Origin of the sequence: Paludisphaera mucosa (assembly GCF_029589435.1) — a bacterium.
Classification (GTDB): Bacteria; Planctomycetota; Planctomycetia; order Isosphaerales; family Isosphaeraceae; genus Paludisphaera; species Paludisphaera mucosa.
In genome coordinates this window covers 1,057,764-1,075,567 of the sequence record NZ_JARRAG010000001.1, presented here as the reverse complement: position 1 = coordinate 1,075,567, position 17,804 = coordinate 1,057,764, and the positions used below count along the sequence as shown (strand labels likewise).

The window sequence follows — 17,804 nt, the reverse complement described above, 5'->3', positions numbered from 1 at the left end:
GGGATCGAGGAAGAGGGATCGAGGTCGGCCCGTCGCGTCGTCAGTAGAGGTCGAGCCGGGTCATCCGGGCCTCGATCCGGTCGGCGTTGTGGGCGATCTCCAGGATCGCGTCGCGGAGGTCGCTCACCCGCATCCGATCGCGGACGAACGTCCGCGACATCACGAGCATCGGCGAGCCCAGTACGTAGCGGATCGAGAGGCCGCCGAAGGTCAGCCGGCTGTTCAGGGCCAGGGCGTATCCATAATAGGAAGGCTCCGCCGGCCCGCATACCGAGAAGACCGAGAGGTAACGCTCGTCCTTCCCTTCCTCGCCGTCGTTGACCTCGATCATGACCTCCTGGAGCCGGTCGCCCGGCTGCGGGAGCAGGACGCGGAACGTGTCGCGCGTGCCCTGGATGAACGAGTCGACGCCTTGCAGGCTCTCGCGCAGGATGCCCTCGGTGTCGCGAAGCTGATGCATCAGCATCTGGAGCTGGTCGCTCAGCTCCTCGGCCGTGGCGAATCGGTCGCCGGGCGACTTCGCCAGGCAGCGCTCGATCAGCTCGACCAGACGCGGGTGGACGCCCGGCAGGATCTTCCTCAGGTCGGGGACGGCCTCGCTCTGGTGGAGGTTGATCAGGCTGGCGATCCGATCGGAGGTGAACGGCAGCCGACCCGTCAGCAGGTAGTAGAACATCACGCCGACGGAGTAGATGTCGGACTGGGGGCTTGCCGGGGTGCCGGTGAACAGCTCGGGCGCCATGAAGGTCGGCGTGCCGGCCAGGGGGAGGTTGGCCCCCGTGAGCTTCGCCCGCGTCTGGGCCAGCCCGAAGTCGGCGAGCTTGGCGTTGCCGTCGGCCGTGAGGAGCACGTTGGCCGGCTTCACGTCGCGATGGATGATCCCCGACTCGTGAGCCGCGCCGAGCGCGAGCAAGACCTGCCGGACCAGCCGCGCGGCCCGCTGGGCCTCGAAGGGGCCGTCCTTGACGAGCGAGTCGCGCAGGCTGACGCTGCCCGGGACATACTCCATCTCGATGAAGTTGTAGCCCGAGTCGGAGCCCAGGTTGTGGATCGTGACGACCTGCGGGTGCACCAGGTTGGCCGCCGCACGGGCCTCCGCCCAGAACTGGTCGCGGAGGATGGGGCGGCGGGCCACCAGGGTCGGGTCGATGATCTTGAGGGCGCAGGTTCGTTCGAGCCCCAGGTGCCAGGCCTTGAAGACCCGGGCCATCGACCCCCGTCCCAGGTCCTCGAGGATCCGGTACTGGGACAGCTTGCGGCCGATGAGGTCGTCGTTCCAGACCGGTTCGGCCGGGGTCTCGGCGGGGGGACCGGGGGGCTGCGTGCGAGTTCTGGGCGATTGGCGGGCGACGTGCAGGCGTGTGGCCTCCAGGTCGAGTGGGGGCCGGTTCGAGGGGGGGGCGGATGGTGCGTTCGACGACGAAGCGCCCTGGACCGCGGCGTCGGCGACGGCCGACGCGGCGTGCAGGCGGTCGTCCATGACCGGGACGGAGGTCACCGCTTGGGGACCTTGTTTCATAAAACCAATCAACCTATGTAATCGATTCGAGGGCCCTGCGTCGACGGGCGGACAGGGCGGAACGGCCTGATGTAAAGATAGTCGCGTTTTCCCATCGGGGACCGACGGGATCGTCCGACAGCGGGGGCCGTGCTTGACGCGGCCGCATCCTGATGATGCGTTCTACGTTCGCCGCATGGAGTTGTGTCGCTTATCGCGTTCCATGGGCACATCGCCATTCTATAGGCGAATCGGCGTTTATTCCAGGCCGCATGAGGAAACGCGCGGAATTCCCGCGATCGCCGGCAGGATCGATCCTCGCCGGCGACCGGGTTTCCCTTGATCTCTCATCTTTCAGAACGCCCGGACTCGACCGATCGTCGCTCGTGATCCCGCGTCTCAGGCATTATACGTCGTCGAGGCGGTGGTCCCGCCGCGGCCGGTCCAGTTGGTGTGAAAATACTGGCCGCGGGGCTTGTCGGTACGTTCGTAGGTGTGGGCGCCGAAGAAGTCGCGCTGGGCCTGGAGCAGGTTGGCCGGGAGCTGGGCCGTGCGGTAGCCGTCGAAGTAGGAGAGCGCCGAGGTCATCGCCGGGACCGGGATCCCGTGGGTGATCGCCGCGGCGCAGACACGTCGCCAGCCCTCCTCGGCGCGGCCGATCTCCTGGGCGAAGAAGGGGTCGATCAGCAGGTTGGTGAGGTTCGGGTCGCGGTCGAAGGCTTCCTTGATCCGCCCCAGGAAGGCGCTCCGGATGATGCAACCGCCCCGCCACATCATGGCGACGGCCCCGTTGTTGATCTCCCAGCCCGACTCCTTGGCCATCCCCCGCATCAGGGCGAATCCCTGGGCGTAGGAGATGATCTTGCTGGCGTAGAGCGCCCGCTCGACGTCGTCGACCATCGCCTGGCGGTTGCCGTTGAACGACGTGGGGTGGACCTTGAGGATCTTGGACGCCGCCACTCGCTCATCCTTCTGGGAGGAGAGCGTCCGCGCGAAGACGGCCTCGGAGATCAAGGTGAGCGGCACGCCCAGGTCGCACGCCGAGATGACCGTCCACTTGCCCGTCCCCTTCTGGCCGGCGGTGTCGAGGATCACGTCGATCATCGGCTTGCCGGTCTCGTCGTCCTTCTGGGCGAGGATGTCGCGGGTGATCTCGACCAGATAGCTGTCGAGCGGCCCCTGGTTCCATCGGTCGAAGACGTCGTGGAGGGCTGCGGGCTCCATGCCCAGCAGCTTCCGCATGACGAAATAGGCTTCGCAGATGAGCTGCATGTCGCCGTATTCGATGCCGTTGTGCACCATCTTGACGTAGTGCCCGGACCCCTCGGGGCCGACCCAGTCGCAGCACGGGGTGCCGTCGGGGGCGCGGGCGGCGATCGCCTGGAAGATCGGCTTGACCAGGGGCCAGGCGTCGGGGTTGCCGCCGGGCATGATCGAGGGCCCCTTGAGGGCCCCCTCCTCGCCACCGGAGACGCCGGTGCCGACGTACAGGATCCCCTTCTCCTTGAGGGCGCGGGTCCGTCGCGTCGAATCGGGGAAGTGCGAGTTGCCGCCGTCGATCAGGACGTCGCCCGGCTCCAGCAGCGGGACCAGCTCGTCGATCACCTGGTCCACCGGCGCGCCGGCCTTGACCATGATCATGATCTTGCGGGGCCGCTTGAGGTTGGCGACCAGTTCCTCGACGGAGTGCGCGCCGAGGATGGGCTTGTCCTTGGCCCGATCGGCGAGGAAGGCGTCGACCTTCGACGTGGTCCGGTTGAAGACGGCCACCGTGTACCCGTGGTTGGCCATGTTCAGCACGAGGTTCTCGCCCATCACGGCGAGGCCCACGAGCCCGATGTCGGCGGTCGGTTGGATGGCGGCCATGTGCGTCGATTCCCAAAAAGTCAGGCGTGCGGCCTTCCGGCCGGGCGTTCGGTCTCACGGGTCACGGACGTGATTCTATACCCGAGGCGCGGGCGAATCCATCCGACGGCCCGGCCGCCGGCCTCGCGACGCCTCGGCGATCACTTGCGATACGTCTGCGGCGTGTACGACGCGAGCTTCTTGGGGGCGAAGACCGGGGCGATCCGGGCGAACCGCGGCAGGCCGCCCACCGTGGGCACGCTCACCCAGTCCTCGCCGATCAGCGGACGCGCGTACTCGACGAAGTCGTCGGTCACGTCGATCCGGTTGGGGGCGATCCACTCCTTGGGGAAGAACCGCTCGGAGTTGGCGACCTGCTCCAGCGGGGCCTTGTCGTAATGGACGTTGTAGGCCGAGCCCGATCGGTCGCGGAGGATCGTGGCCATCCAGCCGTTCCCCTCCTTGAGCGCGATCTCGACGGCGTGGCAGCCGACGCCGTAGGCCTCGTCGAGATCGACCACGCTGGCGTAGGCGATCGCGTTGCGCTGGTCGGTCCCCGGGACCTGCCCGCGGGCCTTGCCGGGGACCGGGAATTTGAGCGTGTTCAGGTAATTGACCACGACCTGCGCCACGGTCTGCTGGCTGGAGCTGAACTGCACATGCCCGAAGTTGTCGCGGATCGACCCCACCTCGCCGACGTCGAAGCCCTCGCTGACCACGACGATGCACCGACCGTCCGATTCGAGCTGGCGGACGACGTTCTCGCCGAGTTGTTGGAGCGTCAGGCCCGACTCGGTCAGGTAGATCTGGATCGGCAGCTTGCGCTCGGGGTCGGCCAGCCTTGCGGCGGCGGGGATGAAGCCGATCTTCCGGCCCATCGCCTGGATCACCAGCACCGGGTCGGCCGGCGACGACCCGGCGTTCTCCTCGTTGGCCTGACTGACGTAGTGCGCGTAGTAACGCGCCACCGAGCCGTAGCCCGGCGAGTGGTCGAGAAGCTCGAAACCGGCGTCGCCCAGGTCGTTGTCGATCGTCTTGGGGACCCCCACCGCGACGAGGTCCAGGCCGGCGTCGCGGGCGAGGACGCTGATTTTATGGGCCGTGTCCTGCGAGTCGTTGCCGCCGATGTAGAAGAAGGTGCCGACGTCGTGCGCCTTGAAGACCTCGACGACGCGGGCGAAGTCCTCGTCGAGCCCCTTCTTGAGCTTGTAGCGGCAGGTGCCGATCGAGCCGGCGGCCGGCGAGGTCCGCAACAGGGCGATCTCCTCGGCCGAAGTCGCCGACAGGTCGATCAACTCCTCCTTGAGCACCCCCTCGATCCCGAATCGGCCGCCGTAGACCTTGCCGAAGGCCCCGGGGTGACGCCGGCAGGTCTCGACGATCCCTCGCAGCGAGTTGTTGATGACGCAGGTCGGCCCGCCGGACTGGGCCACGACGACGTTGCGGGGAGGCATGACGCGTTCGATCCTCTCTCCCGACGACGGCCTCCGGGCCCCTGCCCCGACCCGCCCGCCGGCCGATTTCCCCTCGATTGCAACACGCGGCCCCGCCGTCGACAAGGGCCCGGCGTGGCGGCCCGTCGCAGGATCGTGAGGGCCTCCCCTGATTTCTTACGAACGAACCCAGGATGCGCCCGCGCTGCGTCGACTCAGGACGTCTTCCAGGGCGGCGTGCTCGGCAGGAGGGCCTGGAACCGCGCGATCTGAGCCTGCATGTAGGGGCCGGCGAATTCGCCGTTGAGGAATTTGGGGAGCGATTCCTCGAAGAAGCGCTGCCACGACTCGTCCTCATGGCCGGGGTCGATGGGGTAGAAGAGCACGCCGTTGTCGAGGGCGGCTTTCATGTCGCCGGGGGCGTCGCCGATCATGAGGATCTTGTCGGCGTCATACTTGCCGACGGCCGCGAGCGCCAGGTGCTCCTTCTTGCTCCCCAGCTCCTGGCCGGCGATCAGGCCGACGTGCCGCTTGATCCCGTTCTCCTCCCACTCGCGATCGAGGGCCTCGCCGGGGGTGGCCGAGACGACCATGACGTCGGCCTTGTCGCCCAGGCATTCGAGCGACTCGCGGACGTACGGGAAGGGGGGGACGTCGTGCACCATCTCGCCGATCGTCCGATTGACCGCCTCGCTCCATTCGTACGCCAGGGCCAGGTCGGCGTCCTGCGTCGCCTCGACTTCCACCTTGAGCGTCGGGTTCGAGAGCTTGGTCTCACGCTTGACCCAGGCGCGGACGCCGTCGAGGGCGGGGAGCCGGAACCGCCGGGCGACGATCTCGGGACGGTTCATGACGAGGTCGAACGCCATGACCAGGGCCGGAAAGCGGTTGATGCCCCGCCAGTGGGAATACAGGTTCACGAATTCGGCGGCCTCGCGTACGTACTTCGAGACCGCCGCGAGGTCGTAGGAGTTGATGATGTTGGGGATGAAGCACTCCTTGTGCTTCACCTCCATCGTGTCGAAGGCGCAGCCGTCGCTGTCGATCCCGACGAAGAAGTCGTGCCGCCTGGGAAACTGGCGCAAGGCAAGCTGGGGGTCGCTCGGCGCCGCCATGTCCGCAAATCCTTCCGTCGCTGGTGTCACTGAATCGCCCAGGTCTCGCGTCGGGCCCGAAGGCCCAGGATCAAATCCCACTCATTCCGGCTTCTCGCCCAGCGCAAGAGCGAGCGAAGCTGTCCTCACCGAGCCACTTATGGCCTTCTAGGGATGGTAGCCCCTGCGGGAACGACCGTCCAGGGGAGCACGCCGGCTCGCCCGGGCTTTCGCGACGCCGCCCGCAGGCGGTCGCTCCGGGGTCGTCCGGCGATTGAGCGACTGGTGCACTTTTGATACCTTGTTAGCGGCGTCCCGCGCACGCGCCTCCTGGCTCGCGTGCGTCGGCCCATCGAGTCGGACTCCGGGCGGGATGATCCACGGGGAGCGGACGTTGGCGATGGCGAGCCCCGACAAGTCGAGATCGGACGAGCGGACGCCGGCGGACCTGCTGCCGGTGCTCCAAAGCTCGGGCATCCTCAGCGAGCGGATGTTCGACGAGATCCGCAGCCGCGTCGAGCACGGCGAGTATCCGTCCGACCCGACGACGCTGGCCGAACGGCTGATGCGCGACCAGCTCGTCACCCCGTACCAGGCCCGCCGGCTGCTCGCCAACAAGGCGTACGGCCTGCTCGTCGGCCGGTACGTCATCCTCGACCGGATCGGCTCGGGGTCGATGGGGCGGGTGTACAAGGCCCACCATCAGATGATGGACCGGGTGGTCGCCCTCAAGATCATCGCCCCCGAGATCGCCGCCAACGAGCGCGTGGTCGCCCGATTCCAGCGCGAAATGAAGCTGGTCGGCCGCCTCGACCACCCCAACGTCGTCCGCGCATTCGACGCCGATCGCGCCAACCGCGTGCTCTACATCGTCATGGAGTACGTCAACGGCGAGAGCCTCGGCGACCGCCTCCGCCGCGGGCCGATCCCCGCCCCGGAGATGATCGACTACGCCGCCCAGGCCGCCCTCGGCCTGGCCCACGCGCATTCCCAGGGCATGGTCCACCGCGACATCAAGCCGTCGAACATCCTCCTGAGCGAGGACAAGAAGGTCAAAATCCTGGACCTGGGCCTGGGCGTCCTGATGGAAGCCGACGACGGGGCGACGTTCGCCACCGCCGACGGGATCGCCGTCGGTACCGTCGACTACATGTCGCCGGAGCAGGCGCTCGGCAAGGACGTCGACGGCCGCAGCGACCTGTTCAGCCTGGGCTGCGCGATGTACCACCTCATGACCGGCAAGCTCGCCTTCCCCGGCGAGTCGCCGATCGACCGCCTGGGACGGCGGATCAACAACCGCCACGTCCCCATCTCCGAACACCTGCCGGACCTTCCCGCCAGCGCCCAGCGGGTCATCGACAAGCTCATGGCCTTCAAGCCCCAGGACCGCTACGAGAACGCCACCGAGGCCGCCGAGGCGCTCCAGGCCCTCATCCGCCCCAGGAACCGAAAGCCTGCCCCCGCCCCGATCCCCGCCCCCACCCCCAACGTCAAGGCCCCCGAAGCGGCCGCCGTCGACGTCGCCCCTCGGTCGCTCAAGGCGTCCCCGCCGCCCCAGCCCCTATACCCATCCTGGTTTTCCCCGCTCGCCAGGGCTGCCGCCTCCAGGCCTAACGTCCTCCTGACGCTCGGAATCGCGGCACTCGCACTGACGTTCGCGGCGGGTGTCTTCGTCGGCTATCTGTTGAAGTGACCGGCTGCGAGCGCCACACCCACGTTTTCGCGTTCGCAACCCGCGATTCGGTTGTACATTCTCGATGAGGCTCGTTCGGAAAAAGCGAGCTGGGAGTGGACGGTCAGTGGGTGGGCAGCGCGTTGCCATGAGGTCGAAATTTGCATCGCACGCCGGGCCTAACGAAGCCAAAAAGTTTGACATAAAATCTTGCTTTGATTCAATTTATGGAAATCTTGATTTAGCCAACGAAGCCGAAAGAAGCCAAGTCGAAGCCGACGCCCGGTCGTCATTCAGCGTGAGCCGATCGCGGTGGCATCGTGGTCGCGAACCGCCGTCGTCGCGGGCCCAAAAACGTCCGCGAGCGCCTCGGCCAGGTCGGGGTGTCGAAAGACGTATCCCAGGTTCATGGCCTTGCGAGGCAGGACTTTCTGTCCCCTGGTGATCGCATCGGCGACCTCGCCCAGGATCAGGCGGAGGACGAGATCGGGCGGGCCGAAGGGCAGGAAGACCCGCCAGGGTGCGTACGGCTTCCAGAGGATCCCTGAAAGGGTGCGGGCGAACTCGGCGTTCCGCACGGGGTGAGGCCCGACGCCGTTGATCGGGCCCGTCGCCTCGGGATTCTGGAGGGCCAGCAGCAGGATCCCGACGATGTCGTCGATGTGGATCCAGCTCATCCACTGGCGGCCTCGCGCCGGGGCGAGTCCGCCGCTTCCTCCGACGGGCACGCCCGGACCGAGCTTGAAGAGGGGCGTCATGATCTTCAAGGCCCCCTCGCCGGGAGCCAGGACGACGCCGATCCGGACCACGGCCCGGCGCACGCCGAGGGCCTCGACGCCCGCCGACGCGTCCTCCCACTCGCGGCAGACGACGGCCAGGAAGTCCGAGCCGGAGGGGGCCGATTCATCCAGTTCCTCGTCATCGCGAGGGCCGTAATAGCCGACGGCCGATCCTTGCACCAGCACCCGGGGACGAGCCTTAGCCGCCGAGATCGCGGCCACGACGTTCTCCGTCCCGTACACGCGGCTGTCGCGGATCTTCCGCTTCATCTCGGAAGTCCAGCGCTCGGCGAAGAGGTTGTGGCCGACGAGGTTGACCACGGCGTCGCAGCCGTCGACCGCGTCCTGCCAGCGTCCCGCTTCCGTGGGGTCGCCCTGCACGACCTCGTAGTCCCGCGTCTCACGCTCACGCCGCAGGACGTCGGCGCGTCGAGAGACGACGACGGGGCGTCCCCCCTCCTCCAGGATCCGCCGAACCAGCCGACGGCCGATGAGGCCCGAACCCCCCGTGACCAAGACTCGCATAGATGGATCTCGAAATGACTGGCTCGCGATCGATCGCCCCGGCGAACCGTCCATCGTCCGGGGGGGCCGACCGCCCCGTCAAGCAGCCCGAACGACGCCCGGGGATTTGGATCGATGAGGATCGTGCGAAATCGCCGCGAGCCGCGCCCTGTCCGTGTTGGCCCGGCCCGGCGTTCATGATAGGTTCGACGCAGGAAACGCCGACGGACTTCGTGGAGCCCGACCCCGCCATGCCCTCCCGCGTTCTCGACTGGATCGACCTGCCCCGCACGCTCTCCCGGCGAATGCTTCGCACGCCCCTGATCCTGGTGAACGGGCTGGCGGAGCAGTCGGAAAGCTGGTTCGCCAACGAACGCCACCTCGCGCGACGGTTCGACCTGCGGCTGCCCGAGGTCCTCGATTACGACGGCGAGGCGCTCCACCGCTGGATCGACGCCGGCCACGACGTCACCATCGACTTCCTCGCCCGCCGGCTGGAAGCCTACCTCGACGAGAGCGTCCAGCGCCCCCCCTGTCACCTGGCGGCGTCGAGCCTGGGGTGTCAGGTCGCGCTCACCTACGCGGCGGCGAATCCCGCGAAGGTCGACCGACTCGTCCTGATCTGCCCTTCGGGCCTCCACGGCGGAGAGAACCTGCCGATGATCGACGGCGTCCGCCGCAGCCGCTACGACGACCTCGTCGCGTCGGTCTTCCACGAATCGGGGTCCGCCCACGGACGGCTCGTCGGGGCGTTCGAGCGCAAGTTCCAGAATCGCCGTTGGAAGAAAGGCGTCTTGAAGACCCTGCGGGGCACGGTCGGGCATTCCGTGGGCCACCTCCTCGATCGGGTCGATCGCCCCACGCTCGTGATCTGGGGTGCGGACGACCAGATCCTCTCCGACGTCCCCGGCTCGATCCGCGCCGCGTCGCGGATCCCCGGCGTGCGCCAGGTCGTCGTCCCCCGCTGCGGGCATGCACCTCAGATCGAGAAATCGCGGCTCGTGAATCGGCTGATCGACCGCTTCCTCAAGGATCGTCTCGGGCGGACCCCGAAGTCGATGGACCCGGCCCGGTTCCTGGAGTCCGCAGCTCGCCGCGACGCGACCTCTCGACACTCGTCGTCGACTCCCCTCTTGTCCCCCTCGTCCTGACCGTGGCGGCCGTGAGCGACCTCACCCTCTTCCTCGGCAAGTTCTTGCGGCACGGGACGGCCATCGCGAGCCTCGCCCCCAGCAGCCGCTGGCTGGCCCGCGCGACCGTCTCCAACATCGACTGGAACCGCCCCAACGTCGTCGTCGAGCTGGGCGCCGGCACGGGCCCGATCACGAGGATCCTGGCGGAGCGGGCCGGACCTCACTCGCGAGTCCTGGTCGTCGAGCGCGACCCCGATTTCGCCGCGATCCTCCGCGACCGCTTTCGCGACCAACCAGCCCTGGAGCTGATCGAAGGCGACGCTCGCGACCTGTCCGCCATGCTCCGCGATCGGGGGATCGCCCGGGTGGACCACGTGATCTCCGGGTTGCCCACCCCTTCCCTGCCCCGGGACGTCCGCCGCGACATGATCCGGACCGTCGGCGAGGTCCTCAAGCCCGAGGGGACCTTCAACCAGATCACGGAGATGCCCTGGGTCTATCGCGGACTCTACCGGCGGCTCTTCGACGACGTCCGCTTCCACTTCGAACCTCGAAACCTCCCTCCCGGCGGGGTCTATTTCTGTCGAGGCGTGAAGCTCCCGGTCGCCTCCTCATGAACGCCTCCGCGGCCCTGGCCGCCCTGTCAGGATCCCGCGCGGTGCGGCGGATCGTCAACGAAGCCTTCCATGTGCATGCGAGGGCCCGGATGCGGCGACTCGCCGCCATCGACCCGTTCGCGGAACAGCGGCGCACGCTGCGCCGGCTCCTCGCCTACGCGCGGGGCACCCGCTTCGGCCGCGACCACGGCTTCGCCGAGATCCGCTCCATCGAGGCGTATCAGCGGCGGGTGCCGATCCGGACTTATGAAGATCTGTGGAAAGACTACCTCTGCGAGAACTATCCCCTCCTCGAGGACCTGACCTGGCCGGGCCGCATCCCCTACCTGGCCCTGACGAGCGGGACGACGCAGGGGGCGACGAAGTACATCCCCGTCTCGCGCCAGATGGTGCGCTCGAACCGCAAGGCCGCGCAGACGGTGACGGCCGCGCACATGACGGCGCGCCCCGATTCGCGGCTGTTCGAGGGCCGCATCTTCTTCCTGGGCGGGACGACCCGGCTGGAGGAGCCCGCCCCGGGGGTCCGGCAGGGGGACCTCAGCGGCGTGGCGGCCCTGGAAGTGGCCCCGGCGCTCCGCCCCTTCACGTTCCCGCCGATCGACCTCGCCCTGGAGTCCGACTGGGACCGGAAGCTCACCCGGCTCGCGGAGCACAGCCTGGGCGAGCGGATCACGCTCGTGAGCGGCGTGCCGAGCTGGCTCCTGATGCTCTTCCATCAGGTCCTCGCGCGGAGCGGCCGGTCGACGATCGCCGAGGTCTGGCCGAACCTCGAGATGGTCGTGCACGGCGGGGTGAAATTCGACCCTTACGAACGGGCCATCCGGACGATCGTCGGCTCCGACGCCGTTCGATTGCAGGAGACCTACCCCTGTTCCGAGGGGTTCATCGCCTTCGGGGATCCGGCGACGGGGCTGCTGCGGCTGCTCGTCGATCACGGGATCTTTTATGAGTTCATCCCCGTCGACGAGTACCGCGAGGGGCGCGTTCCGGGGACGCGGCTCTGGCTGGGGGACGTCGTAACGGGCGTGGACTACGTCCTCGTCGTCTCGACCTGCGCGGGGATGTGGGCGCACGTGATCGGCGACACGATCCGGTTCGAGTCGCTCGACCCTCCCCTGCTCCGATTCACCGGCCGGACCCGGTACACGCTCTCGGCGTTCGGGGAGCACCTGGACCACGAGGAGGTCGAGGCCGCGCTCGGCGAAACCTCGGCCGCGACGGGGACGATGGTCCACGAATGGCACGTCGGTCCGGTCTTCGCCGACGCGTCCGGATTCCATCAATATGTGATCGAGTTCGGCGAGACGCCCCGCCGAATCGATGCGTTTCGCGCAAGTCTCGACGAGGAGCTTCGCCGCCGCAACGACGACTATCGCGCCCATCGCGCGCCGGGCTCGGGCATCCCCGCCCCGGCGCTGATCGCGACCCGACCGGGGGCCTTCGAATCCTGGATGCGGAGTCGCGGCAAGCTCGGCGGCCAAAACAAGGTCCCGCGCATGGACGGGGGGGGAGCCTTGACCCGCGACCTCGTCGACCACGTCCGGGGCGCGGACCTGGTCGAGTCGGAGCTGGGCCCGGGCGATCCCCCCTGATCGTCGTCCGGCTCAGGCGGCGTGCTTCTTCTCGGAGATCAGCTCGGCGATCTGCTTGATGGAGTCGAGGTGCTCGACGCCCGCCTCGTGGGCCTCGACGACGATGTCGAACCGCTCTTCCAGATAGACGACCAGCTTGAGCGTCGTGATCGAGTCGAGGATGCCGCCGGTGATCAGCGGCGTCGACTCGGTCAGCTCGGAGGGGTCTTCGCCGGGCAGGAACTCGTTCAGGATGAACGAGTGGACGTCCTTCTGGATGTCTTCCATATCAACCTCGTCTTGAGTCGTGAGGATCAGGGGACGGAAAGGCCATGGGTCGTCGTCAGGGGCCGTCGACGGCCGCCGCGACGACTTCGTCGTAACTTCGGGTCGGTATGGCGGCGGAGGCCGGCGGCTCGGATCGGTGGACGTCCAGGGGCTCGTCGAACGCCTCGTGGAGGACCCGGCCCTCCATGAAAGGAGGGACGTCGAGGCCCAGCAAGGCCAGCGACGTCGGGGCCAGGTCTTGCAGCCGCGCGTCGAGGCGGTGGCCGGGCCGGACGCCAGGCCCATCGATCGCGACGACGCCGTCGACCCAGTGGGTAGCCGGCAGTCCGGGGTCGGGCCGGAGGATCGCGTTGCGGTGGCGTTCGGACCATTTGGCCTGGGCCTGGTAGCCGTCGGCGGAGAGGGCGAAGACGTCGGGCATCCCTTCCTTCGCTGGATCGACGCCGAAGCGGCGGGCCGTCGCGTAGACGTCGGCGAAGAGCCGGTCCCCGCGGTCCGGGTCGCGGGCGTCCTTCAGCATCGCCACGATCTCGTCGAGCGCCCGATCGGCCGCGGCGCCTGAGACGGCCTCGCGGTTGAGGAAGACGTTGCCGCAGAGCTGGCCGAAGGGCGCGAAGGCGAGCGTCCGGCTCCAGTCGCACGACATCTGGCCGTCGATCGGCCGGGCCTTCGCCGGGGCCGCGGCGCCCGGCTCGCGGAGGGCCCGCCAGCGCCGGAAGCGCTCGAGCAGGCGAATGGCCCGGTAACGGAAACGCGTACCGTAGACCCGGGTCCGCTGGAGGCCCGCGGCCCGGAGCATGCCGTTGACGTTGACCAGCGATCGGCAGGGGCCGAAGCCGTGGTCCGAGACCACGACGACCGCCGCGTCGCGGTCGGCCGCCAGATCCAGTAGGCGGCCGATGGAGTCGTCGAGCGCCCGGATCGATCGCTCGACGGCGTCGGTGAAGCCGGCCCCGCGGACGCCGGTCTCGTCCACGTCGAAGTAGGGCCACATGCGATGTTGGAGGCTGTCCAGGTTGTGATAGTGGACCATCATCGCGGTCCAGTCGACCCGGTCGTCGGCCTTCCAGGCGGCTTCGGCCTGCGCCCGGAAGATCGCGGCGCAGCGGTCGGCCTGATCGAGCGCCTCCTCGGGCGTGCGGGGGCGGCGCTTCCAGACGAGCTTGTTCGTGTAGTCGGGGACCTCGTCCCGGAGGAGCCGGCCGAAGTCGGGGCACTGGGCGAACGCATGCTCCGTGTCCGGCGCGTCGGCCCCGGCGACGAAGAGGCCGCGGACCGGCGGCGCGGGGTACGTCAGAGGCAGCCCCAGGCTGACGACCGACCCGCCCAGGCGGCTCACGATCTCCCAGAGAGTTGGCGTGCGGACGGTCGCGGCGTCGTGCTCGCGGATGGTCTGGTCGGCGTGGTCGAGGTAGTTGAAGTCGTGGACGCCGTGGGTCAGCGGCGTGCAGCCCGTGGAGAACGAGGTCCAGGCGACGGGCGTGACCATGGGGTCGGTCGACCGCAGCCGGCCCACCGCGGAGCGTTTCCACAGGCCGGCGAGGTTCGGCGCCCAGCCGCGGTCGAAGGCGGGATCGAGGATGGCGCGTGTGCCTCCGTCGAGTCCCACGAAGAGCACGCGCGATGGATTCGGTGGCATGGGCAGGCGCCTTTGCTCCCTCGAGGACCCGGCCGGCTCGGTCGCGCGGGATCCGCCGAAGTCGCCGTCCTTGCCGATTCGACGGGCCGGATTCCAGTTTCGAGGCGCCGGGACACTAGCTTTTGGGGAATCTTTGGTCAATCTCGACTTTCCTTCGAGGCCCGCGTCCTTTTCTGCCGATTCCGAAAGCTAGTGTCGTTCGGCGGCACGGACCGTCGCCCCTGCGCCGGTGGGCAGGGCCGATCTTCTCCGAGTCCCAGAGGTGTCAGGCTCATGACTGCAAGGACGCCGACAGCCTTCTCCTGCTTGCGCAGGATGCTGATCCTCGCGGGGCTGGCGTCGGCCCTCCTGACGTTCACGCCCGGATGCGCGGGGCGGCGGCTCCGCAAGGAGGCCGACCAGGTCCCCTACCGCGGCGTCGTCGACGTCGACCAGGCCCGGGAGCTGGACAAGACGACGATGCCCAAGTACGTCGTCGAGCCCCCCGACGAGCTGGACATCGCGGTCAAGCCGACGCCCCCCGACTGGTCGCCCTCATCGACCGTCGTGCAGGCCGACGGCGTCATCGACCTAGGCCTCTACGGCGACGTCTACGTCGTCGGCCTGACCCTCGACCAGGTCGAGGAGAAGGTCGCCCAGCAGCTCACGCTCGACGCCCTGAAGCGGGGCCAGAAGCCGACCGAGCCCTACCGCGTCTCGGCCCGGCTCAGCAACTCGCAGAGCAAGTTCTTCTACGTCCTGGGGACCGTCGCCACCGAGGGCAAGTTCCCCATCCGCGGCAACGAGACGGCCCTCGACGCGATCGTGCAGGCGGGGCTCAAGTCGAACAGCCTCCCCGAGAAGGCGTACCTCGTGCGGCCCCACCCGGCCGGCGGCTGCGACCAGGTCCTCCGGATCGACTATGAGGCGATCAAGGAGCGAGGCGACACGATCACCAACTACCAGATCTTCCCCGGCGACCGCATCGTCGTCCCCGGCACCCGGCCCCCGAGCCTCATCGCGACCCTCCTCGGGCGCTGAGCGCATGCGAAAGGGCCGAGGCGGATCGCCCCGGCCCTTCGTGGTTCGGCAGGTCGTTCGCGGTCAGACGTCGATCCGCTGCGGCATGTCGAGGACGGCCGTCTTGAGGCCCAGCTGGTAGAGCAGGCCGTAGAGGACGAAGCCGACGACGTACGCGGCGACGGGCGCGGCGGGGATGGACGGGATCGCGGGGACGACCTCGTGCAGCGCGGGCATGACGCCCACGAAGAAGCCGACCGCCCAGGCGATCCAGCCGGCGGGGTTGAACCCGGCGCGGGGGCCGCTCCAGCGGTTGCCGTTGAGCAGGTAGTCGGCCGTCATCGCCCCGCAGATCGGCCCGAACGAGGCGCCGATGATCCCGAAGACCCCGGCCAGGTTGCCGGCGATCCCGGTCACGGCGAGGATGATGCTGACGAGCGTCCCCACGCCCACCGAGACGATCGGGTTGATCTTCGGCATGACCGTCTTGAAGCTGTTGGCCGCGATGAACGACGAGAAGCAGGCGCCCGGGAACGAGGCCAGGGTCAGGCCGATCATCACGACCTTGTAGAAGCTGTCCGAGAGCTTGACCTTCAAGGCCGCGGTCATCAGGTTTTCGGTCTCGGGAATCGCGCCCGAGGCGCGGGCGCCGGCGACCACGATCAGCGAGATCCCGGCCGTCACGACGATGGCGATGATGACGCCGACGATGCCGCCCATCTTGACGTCGCGGGCGTCGCGGCTGTTCGTGCCGAAGTCGACGCCCGCCGCCCCGGCGGTCCCGAAGAAGCCGACGATGAAGGCGATGATCGTGAAGATCGACGTCAGCGACCCGTTCGCCCCCTCGACCACGACCCCGGGCTTGTAATCGAAGGCCGAGCCGCCGTACAGGGCCAGGCCGATGATCAGCACCGCCAGCGGGATCACGGGGAGGAAGGTCGCCACCTTGGCGACGTACTGGATGCCCTTGAGCCCGACGAAGGCCGCCAGCACCGCCCAGACCACGGCCAGGGCGTAGAACATGTTCTGGTCGCCGCCGAAGCCCTGGCGGAGGGCGTCGGCCGAGCCGTAGGCGTTCACCCCGAGCCAGCCGAACTGGAGGGCCCCCATCAGGAACCCCGGCATGATGAGGCCGCCGATGGCGCCGAAGGTGGACGTCCCCACCACGTAGAGCGGCAGGCCGGTCTTCATGCCCAGCAGGCCGGGGGCCAGGTAGAACAGGAAGTGGCAGATCAGGGCCCCGATCACGACGCCGACCAGGCTCGACAGCAGGCCGCCCACGCTCAGTCCGCTGCCCGAGATCGAGTTCCAGAACACGAACCAGAGGAAGACCCCCGCGAAGGTCGGCGCGGTGTTCGTGTACCAGGGCGCCCGATTCGCCGGAGGGTTGGGCGTCGCGCTGGCGAGATAGTCGGGGAGCGGGCTCGATGTCGGGATCGTTTGTGTGCTCATGTCGGTATTTCGGATCGTCTTGGCGTGGGGAGGCGGGTCGAATTGAGACGATGGTGCAGTAGACGACGCGCGCAGGGCGCTGTCAAGGGACTACCCGACCCCGGCCGGATCACGAAAAAACCCGGGCGATCAGGAAGGCCGCGGCGGCCGCCGCACCCCCGATCAGGGCCGTCTGCAAGGCCCCCCGGACGGGCTTCGTCCCCGTGAAGCGACCCTTGACGTACCCGAACGCCAGCAGCGCCAGCAGCGTCGCGACCACCGACGTCGCCAGCGCCCGGCTCGTCGATGCGATGACCATGTACGGGGCCAGCGGGATCAGGCCGCCGACGATGTACGACCCGGCGATCGTCGCCGCGCTGGCGAAGGCGCGGCGAGGGTCGGGCTCCTCCAGGCCCAGCTCGAACTTCATCATGAAGTCGACCCAGGCGGCGTGGTCCTTCCGGAAGGCGGCGAGGATCGGCTCGAGCTGTTCGGGATGCAGGCCGTAGCCCTCGAAGATCTGGACGATCTCCGCCTCCTCGAGCTCGGGCGAGTCCTCGACCTCGCGTTCCTCGCGACGACGTTCGAGCTCGTACGATTCGGCGTCGCTGCGGGCCGCGAGGTAGCCGCCCAGGCCCATGGCGATCGACCCGGCGGCGACCTCGGCGAGGCCGGCGGTCACGATGAGGCTGTTCCCCGTCGCGGCCCCCGTCAGGCCGGCCGCCAGCGCGAACGGGACCGTCAAGCCGTCGGCCATGCCGATCACCACGTCCCGGACCGTCTCGCTCGCCCGGAAGTGGCGCTCGGGGTGGACCGATTCGCCGGCCGACGCCGGCACCGGCGCGGCCACGGAAGTCGGCGGATCGAGCCCCGGGCCTTCCTCCTGGCCGCTCCGGATCCGGGCGTCTCGCTCGAACCAGTTGTCGTGGTAATAGTGCCCCCCGCCCTTCATGGCGAGGACGCTGGCGGCGAGGTACGCCGGCAGGAACGCGATCCCCCAGCGTTCGGCCTGTCGCACGTGGACCTGCTCGTGGGGCCGAAGCTCGTCGAGCCACCAGGCGTCGTAGCCGAGGATGACGTGCCCGAGGGTCATCGCCCCGAAACCGACGGCCCGGGCCATCCAGGTCGCGAAGCCGCCGTAGAATTCCAGGGCCCCCTCGCGGACCCGCACCCGGCCCCCCGTCGCCAGCGTGAGGGCCCCGGCGACGAGGCCCACCATCGTCGTCGGAGCCGTCCAGAGGTAGACGGCGATCCGGGATGACAGGCTGCGGCTTCGACTCATCTCCATCCTCCGGAGGCGT

The 17,804-nt window shown here is 68.6% G+C and carries 14 protein-coding genes; 5 read left to right on the top strand and 9 right to left on the bottom strand.

Going from position 1 to position 17,804, the window contains the following annotated elements; translation table 11 throughout:
* Window positions 1-40 precede the first annotated feature (40 nt).
* The 4 genes from PZE19_RS04495 to PZE19_RS04480 form a co-directional block, all read right to left on the bottom strand.
* Window positions 41-1,498, bottom strand: coding sequence for a serine/threonine-protein kinase (locus PZE19_RS04495; RefSeq protein ID WP_277859374.1), 1,458 nt, complete (start codon window positions 1,496-1,498; stop codon window positions 41-43).
* A gap of 399 nt (window positions 1,499-1,897) precedes the next feature.
* Window positions 1,898-3,364: a decarboxylating NADP(+)-dependent phosphogluconate dehydrogenase gene (gene gnd, locus PZE19_RS04490; protein ID WP_277859373.1), complete on the bottom strand. Its 1,467-nt coding sequence runs from the start codon at window positions 3,362-3,364 to the stop codon at window positions 1,898-1,900.
* Window positions 3,365-3,504: 140 nt separating this feature from the next.
* Window positions 3,505-4,797 (bottom strand): diphosphate--fructose-6-phosphate 1-phosphotransferase, encoded by a 1,293-nt coding sequence (locus PZE19_RS04485; RefSeq protein WP_277859372.1) that lies wholly within the window; start codon window positions 4,795-4,797, stop codon window positions 3,505-3,507.
* 194 nt (window positions 4,798-4,991) lie between these two features.
* Complete coding sequence (locus PZE19_RS04480; protein WP_277859371.1) at window positions 4,992-5,891, bottom strand: HAD family hydrolase; 900 nt, start codon at window positions 5,889-5,891, stop codon at window positions 4,992-4,994.
* A gap of 379 nt (window positions 5,892-6,270) precedes the next feature.
* Here PZE19_RS04480 and PZE19_RS04475 point away from each other — a divergent pair, with 379 nt between their 5' ends.
* Window positions 6,271-7,563: a serine/threonine-protein kinase gene (locus tag PZE19_RS04475; protein WP_277859370.1), complete on the top strand. Its 1,293-nt coding sequence runs from the start codon at window positions 6,271-6,273 to the stop codon at window positions 7,561-7,563.
* 272 nt (window positions 7,564-7,835) lie between these two features.
* On the opposite strand, the gene PZE19_RS04470 is transcribed toward PZE19_RS04475, so the two are convergent.
* The gene (locus tag PZE19_RS04470) at window positions 7,836-8,846 is read right to left on the bottom strand and encodes a TIGR01777 family oxidoreductase (protein ID WP_277859369.1); all 1,011 of its coding nucleotides are present in this window, start codon (window positions 8,844-8,846) and stop codon (window positions 7,836-7,838) included.
* Between the two features lie 230 nt (window positions 8,847-9,076).
* On the opposite strand from PZE19_RS04470, the gene olsI reads away from it, so the two are divergent.
* The 3 genes from olsI to olsH are packed head-to-tail and all read left to right on the top strand — an operon-like array spanning window position 9,077 to window position 12,167.
* Window positions 9,077-9,976, top strand: coding sequence for an ornithine lipid biosynthesis O-acyltransferase OlsI (gene olsI, locus PZE19_RS04465; RefSeq protein ID WP_277859368.1), 900 nt, complete (start codon window positions 9,077-9,079; stop codon window positions 9,974-9,976).
* An 11-nt stretch (window positions 9,977-9,987) separates the two neighbouring features.
* Window positions 9,988-10,575: an ornithine lipid N-methyltransferase gene (olsG, locus tag PZE19_RS04460; RefSeq protein WP_277859367.1), complete on the top strand. Its 588-nt coding sequence runs from the start codon at window positions 9,988-9,990 to the stop codon at window positions 10,573-10,575.
* A complete protein-coding gene (olsH, locus tag PZE19_RS04455) occupies window positions 10,572-12,167 on the top strand; it encodes a lyso-ornithine lipid synthetase OlsH (protein ID WP_277859366.1) in 1,596 nt (531 codons plus the stop codon). Before olsG ends, olsH begins: the two co-directional genes overlap by 4 nt.
* Window positions 12,168-12,179: 12 nt before the next feature.
* On the opposite strand, the gene PZE19_RS04450 is transcribed toward olsH, so the two are convergent.
* The gene (locus PZE19_RS04450; RefSeq protein WP_277859365.1) at window positions 12,180-12,434 is read right to left on the bottom strand and encodes an ornithine lipid biosynthesis acyl carrier protein; all 255 of its coding nucleotides are present in this window, start codon (window positions 12,432-12,434) and stop codon (window positions 12,180-12,182) included.
* Between the two features lie 55 nt (window positions 12,435-12,489).
* A complete protein-coding gene (locus PZE19_RS04445; protein ID WP_277859364.1) occupies window positions 12,490-14,073 on the bottom strand; it encodes an alkaline phosphatase family protein in 1,584 nt (527 codons plus the stop codon).
* A gap of 273 nt (window positions 14,074-14,346) precedes the next feature.
* On the opposite strand from PZE19_RS04445, the gene PZE19_RS04440 reads away from it, so the two are divergent.
* Window positions 14,347-15,093, top strand: a complete 747-nt coding sequence (locus tag PZE19_RS04440; protein WP_277859363.1) for a polysaccharide biosynthesis/export family protein — start codon at window positions 14,347-14,349, stop codon at window positions 15,091-15,093.
* Window positions 15,094-15,156: 63 nt separating this feature from the next.
* Here PZE19_RS04440 and PZE19_RS04435 read toward each other — a convergent pair whose 3' ends face one another.
* Both PZE19_RS04435 and PZE19_RS04430 read right to left on the bottom strand, forming a co-directional pair.
* Window positions 15,157-16,524, bottom strand: coding sequence for a purine-cytosine permease family protein (locus PZE19_RS04435; RefSeq protein WP_277859362.1), 1,368 nt, complete (start codon window positions 16,522-16,524; stop codon window positions 15,157-15,159).
* A 109-nt stretch (window positions 16,525-16,633) separates the two neighbouring features.
* Window positions 16,634-17,785 carry a VIT1/CCC1 transporter family protein gene (locus PZE19_RS04430; RefSeq protein WP_277859361.1) on the bottom strand — a complete coding sequence of 384 codons (1,152 nt, stop codon included), beginning with the start codon at window positions 17,783-17,785 and terminating at the stop codon, window positions 16,634-16,636.
* Window positions 17,786-17,804 lie beyond the last annotated feature (19 nt).